General features: G+C 37.5%; 6 protein-coding genes. All 6 read left to right on the forward strand.

From position 1 onward, the window contains the following. A partial coding sequence (locus CV944_RS16130) for a transposase (protein WP_145994836.1) occupies positions 1-116 on the forward strand: 116 nt, incomplete at its 5' end. 75 nt (positions 117-191) lie between these two features. Then, on the forward strand, positions 192-1,220 hold the full coding sequence (locus tag CV944_RS16135; RefSeq protein WP_097355011.1) for a radical SAM protein: 1,029 nt from the start codon (positions 192-194) through the stop codon (positions 1,218-1,220). Beyond that, positions 1,162-1,506, forward strand: coding sequence for a PqqD family protein (locus CV944_RS18010; RefSeq protein ID WP_157807546.1), 345 nt, complete (start codon positions 1,162-1,164; stop codon positions 1,504-1,506). Before CV944_RS16135 ends, CV944_RS18010 begins: the two co-directional genes overlap by 59 nt. Further along, positions 1,460-1,627, forward strand: a complete 168-nt coding sequence (locus CV944_RS17535) for a hypothetical protein (RefSeq protein WP_167438927.1) — start codon at positions 1,460-1,462, stop codon at positions 1,625-1,627. Before CV944_RS18010 ends, CV944_RS17535 begins: the two co-directional genes overlap by 47 nt. A gap of 75 nt (positions 1,628-1,702) precedes the next feature. Then, positions 1,703-4,087, forward strand: coding sequence for a B12-binding domain-containing radical SAM protein (locus CV944_RS16145; protein ID WP_047817798.1), 2,385 nt, complete (start codon positions 1,703-1,705; stop codon positions 4,085-4,087). Between the two features lie 13 nt (positions 4,088-4,100). After that, the gene (locus CV944_RS16150) at positions 4,101-5,243 is read left to right on the forward strand and encodes a hypothetical protein (RefSeq protein ID WP_047817797.1); all 1,143 of its coding nucleotides are present in this window, start codon (positions 4,101-4,103) and stop codon (positions 5,241-5,243) included. Positions 5,244-5,371: the final 128 nt, after the last annotated feature.

Here is a 5,371-nt window from a genome sequence, read left to right on the forward strand (position 1 = left end):
GTCCAATGGAAGGAATCAACAACAAAATAAAATTGATCAAAAGGCGAGGATATGGGTATCGAAATATCCAGCGTTTTACTTTGCGTGTCCGTCTAGAGACCTTTATCACATTTTAACATAAAAATCAAGTACATATTTTGGTGATGAACCAAATAAATTACAAATATAACAAAAAATGAGGTGATCAGGAATTGCAACTTGTTCTTAATAAGCCAATAAAGTTAACAATCCAAATAACAAATACTTGTAATTTGGAGTGCAAACATTGTTATGGGAATTGTACAAAAAGTCCGTCTAGTCAAGAACTTACAAAAGAAGAGTGGCTAGATTTTATCGATGAGTTGGTAAAGAATGAAGTTATTCAAGTCTTTTTTGAGGGTGGAGAAGTTTTACATAGGCCTGACTTTTTAGAAATTTTGGAGTATTGTTGTCCAAAAATGTTAACTTGGGTTCGTACAAACGGAACATTGATCACCGAAAAAATAGCTAAGGAATTTAAACGAATTGGTGTTGGGACCGTCTGTGTAGATTTAATGGGAGCTACCGAGGATACACATGATGATTTGGTCGGGGTAAAAGGGAGCTACCAACGTGCTGTAAAAGGAATCAAATACATGGTGAAACATGGGGTCCCGACCTTAATGTGTCTAATTCTCAACCGTAAAAATGCGAACGAGCTCCAACAATATGTCGATTTAGCTGCGGAATTAGGGGTTAACCGAGTGGGATTTCTTCGACTTTACCCTTTGGGACGAGCAAAACACAATTGGAATGAACTTTCCTTATCACTTGATGAGATGATGGAAGCCATCCAGAGTGTCAGGGTACCTAATAATGTAACAATCATGCAATCTTGGCATCCTAATGACGGAAACTGTTGTTGGCAAATGGCAACTGTAAATTACAAAGGAGATTCTATCGGCTGTCCATATCTAAGAGAATATGTCAACTTCGGTAATATCCGAAAAATGTCTTTTTTGGAAACTTGGGATGATCCGCTTTACAAAAGATTAAGGTCTGGAAATGTAGTTGATTATTGCCAAGACTGCAATGAATCTCAAGGATCTCGTGGTGGTTGCCGTTCAACGGCATATGCTTTCACAGGACGGTGGGATGCACCCGATCCATACTGCGTGAATACAAACAAAGGAGTTGATCTTCGTGAGTTGCCCGAATGGATACTACAAGAAACACCCAAATCTCCGTACGAGGGCTGTTGAGGAATGGAATACAATTCTAATATATACTCCTCACAAACCCAATATTCACTATCTGAATCCTACTGCATGGTTAATATTCGAGTTATGTGATAACAGAACCTACGATGAGATAACTAAACTTTATCAAGAAATTGTTCCTTCCGATTCATCTGTGACCTTAAAGGAATTGGAAGAAAGCCTAAATATGTTACTCGATGCGGAAATTGTTATTTGTGAAACTTTGAAAGGAGGTGAAAAGGATGAGCAACAACGAGCGAATCTTGAAGTTGGGAAAGCTCATTCGTGAGAAAAACATGGTAGATCCACCTTATATTAATAAAATCGAACCTGAGATTCGCACAGGTGTTCAGTACGCGTTACCTCCGGCTATGAGAAAAAAACTGAACCCCGAATTAAAAGAGAACTGATTGAGACTTTGACTGAGAATATCCAGGGGTTTTACTCCTGGATGTTCTTTCTTAACAAGGAGTTGTGGTTAGGTTATGAGTAAACCCAAAATATTACTAATCAACCCTCCGTTATGGAATACATATGCACCACATCTGGCTATTCCCTTACTTGCAGGATCTTTAAAGGCACGAGGATGGGATGTCAGATGCTTGGATTTAAGTATTGAATCAGTAGACTGGCTTGTATCAAGGAAAGGACTACTATCACTTGAAAGCTTGTTCGAAAAGAGGTATCGTGATTCCGACTCCAATTTACTCCCAGAACTTGAAAGAGCTAGGCTAATTTACCCTGAAACGATAAAAAATATTGACAATGCTAAGCAAACATTGCGGTCATTCTCTGGTCTTCAAAATCACGAAGAGTTTCTGAAAGCCAAAATCACTCTACGCAACGCACTTCATTTTATCTCTGCATCGTTTCCGGGATTGAAATTTGATTTGTTTGCCAATGATTTATACTATTCGGCTCGTTCAAGCCAAGCAGTACTTAAAGCGGCAGATGATCCTGAAAAAAATATTTATCGATGGCTGTTTCAAAAAATGCTTCCTCCTCACTTAGAGGACCCAAATCTAGGATTAGTAGGAATTTCTGTTTCTGCAGATACCCAATTGGTTGCAGCAATTACAATCGCCAAATTGATCAAAGAAATTCGTCCAGATATTCACATTACCATGGGAGGCAATTATACAACTCGGATTGTTCATAAATGGAAGGAGCCTCATCCGTTATGCCAGCTTATTGATTCCTTTATTCTATATGAGGGAGAAGAATCTCTTCCGAAGCTTTGCCAATCTTTATTCAATGGTGGAGTTGAATCTATACCAGGACATGTATATAAGAAAGGAGATAAATTACATCATACTCCACCTCAGGATGTCCAGCTGGATGAAGTACCGTTTGCCGACTTCTCTGACTACCCTTTAGAAAAATATTTTGCTCCTGGTCCTGTTCTGCCGACTTATGCATCAAGGAGCTGCATTTTTAATTGTGCATTTTGCTCCATTCCTTTTGCTAGTAACAGATTTCGTATGCGCAATCCCGAAAGAATAGTCGATGAGATGGAATACCAAAAAGAAAAACATGGTTCCAGGCATTTTATGTTTGTGGATGAGCTACTAACTCTGCCCACTCTTCAAGGTGTTAGCGATGAATTAATTAAACGCGACAGTAAATTGTTCTGGTACGGAGAGACGAGATTTGCTCCGGGTTTAAATGAGAAAATTGCAAATCGCTTATATCAGTCTGGGTGCCGTAGAATGAACTTTGGACTAGAATCATTTAACCAGCGTATTTTGGATTTGATGAACAAAGAAACTAGAGTTGATTATATCCCTAAGAATCTACATGCATTTTTGGAATCAGGTATTCCTGTACATCTTTTTGTAATTCTTGGATTTCCAGGGGAGAATAAACAAGAAACAACAAGAACCATTTTCTTTGCCGAAGAAATTATGAGGAAATCTGATGAACAGTACGGTGTTCCTTATTCAACATGGGGAGCTAGCCCCTTTGTTCTTGATTTGAATTCTCCTATCGGTCTAAATCCGGATAAATTTGGAATCGAAATTATTCCACCAAAAGATGATGAGGATCTCGCTTTAAGCACTAATTACATCACCAGAGAAGGAATAAGCGAGACTGAAACATCCGAACTAATGGAAGCAACTGCTAGACGAAGCCCTTATCGACCAAGACGAGATGCAAATTGGTTTCATCGTTCATCCTCACGCGAAGTAGAAGAGGAAATGTTTTTGCGTGCTTGTTATGATACCGGTCTTCCCAAACCCTTGACCTGCAAACCAAAATTATTTATTGAATCGATTGACAATCAATATACATGGCTGGAAGATGATGTCACCGTCCTTCAATCAAATTACTCATTTGTTGACCAAAAACCTAAAAAGTGTACATTGCTTTACAAATCGAACCGAGATTACTTAGTTGAAATTCCAGGTTCATTATATAAATGGGAGCATTGGTTAAAAAACCCAACCCCCTTCAAAGAGCAAAGAGATATACTCGCCAAAACACTGAAATGGACCAAAAGACAGTCTCAAGAATTGTTGGAAATGTTACTGCGTTTTGAACTGCTCATATGCAATAAGATACCTGTTTCTGTTGAGGATATTGATAGTGAAGAACTGATCTTCTATCAAGAAAAAGGGGTCTATGAGGAATTTATTGAGGAGGAGCAACAAGCAATATTAATCAGTACAATTACAGGGAAAAGCGTTACGATGAATTTAGAGGCTTACGCTTTATGGAGTTTATGTTCTGAAGGATTTAGCCTTATACAAAACGATAAATTACAGTTTGTAGGACTAGATCATCTGCCTTTAAAGGAAATAAAAAATGTTCTCTTTCAACTTGCTGAATCAGGATTTGTATACCTTAAAAAATCAAAAAGAAACAGATAAGGAGTAAAATATTATGAACGAGAACTACGTGTTCCAAGTGGAAAAAGAAATGTCTCTTCATCCTTTGTATTGTAAATATACATTTATAAACGATTTAGTCTTTCACACCTATACATTTATTACAGAGTTGTTAGCTGAAGAAAATAGTGACTTTAGAAGGCTGTATGATCGGTTTCAAAAATCCGAACGTACAATCACACACAGGGTTATTCAAGATCCAGTAATGAGAGATGTGCTAAATAAAGCTTTTGGCCTTTTGAAAAAAGGTAAGACTGAGAAAATTAGACTTTATAATAAAATATTAGATTACACAATCTCAATACTGGATGAAGGCAAACAAATAGGTCCTTTAAAAAGTCGAATGGAAAAAATTATTTACCTTGGAAGTACTGATTCGTCACCTTGGATTTGGTTTATTAATGAATCCAACAATGATATTATTGAAAAACATTTCAAAACACTCTTTCAAAACGAACTAGCAGCAGGGACTGACCCTGAACCAATATTGGTCATGCCTGATGAAAAGACACAAAAAACTTTACAATATAGCTTTGAACTTTTAACCTTATTATTGCCTGATTTATCAAAGAATGTCTTACCCCATGTTCAAATGATCGCAATCGTAGATACACTAGGTAATCGTGAAAACTTATTTGAAAGTGCTTCTACCAACGACATTCCAAGTACTATATTCCTCTCACGTTTAGTTGTAGATAATCCTATTAAGACTGCTGAGGCTATACTTCACGAATCCTTACACAAAAAATATGCCGACCTATTACTAATCAAACCTATATTAAGGCCAGGATATTCAGCTCAAACGTCACGTCCTATATATATCACTTGGCGGGATACCTATTGGCCGGTGGACCGTGTTTTAGCCGCTTTTCATGTATACACTTATCTAGGATTGTACTATTTACAAACTATTAGGAAGCATGAGTTTCTCTCTCCTGAGCTGCGAAAAGAGAACGAAAAAGCCACATTATATAAACATTTGTTTCAAGCGCTTGATAAAGGTTTCTATTTAGGTGATCAGTTAATTCGAGAGGGTAAGGAAGAGCTGGGATCAGAGGGTAAAAACTTTGTTCGGTGGTTATATGAGCAACTTGACAAAATAAATAAGTTAAGCAGAAGTGCAGCATTCACTGAATGATGACTAAAATTCATAGGTAGATTATAAAAAACCCGTGGTGCTAGATAAACTTGAGCAAGCATAAAAATAGCCCTTGCTGGCGGATCTCCTGTAGAATGAAAGTGCGACCTGCCATTCGAAAGGAGAAT

The sequence above is a fragment of the Geobacillus sp. WSUCF-018B genome, from assembly GCF_002809985.1.
Taxonomy (GTDB): Bacteria; Bacillota; Bacilli; order Bacillales; family Anoxybacillaceae; genus Geobacillus; species Geobacillus thermophilus.

Excerpts from the sequence above, each read along its gene's own strand:
- CV944_RS17535 (WP_167438927.1), top strand. The coding sequence starts at position 1,460 with ATGAGCAACAACGAGCGAATCTTGAAGTTGGGAAAGCTCATTCGTGAG.
- CV944_RS16145 (WP_047817798.1), top strand. The coding sequence starts at position 1,703 with ATGAGTAAACCCAAAATATTACTAATCAACCCTCCGTTATGGAATACA.
- CV944_RS16150 (WP_047817797.1), top strand. The coding sequence starts at position 4,101 with ATGAACGAGAACTACGTGTTCCAAGTGGAAAAAGAAATGTCTCTTCAT.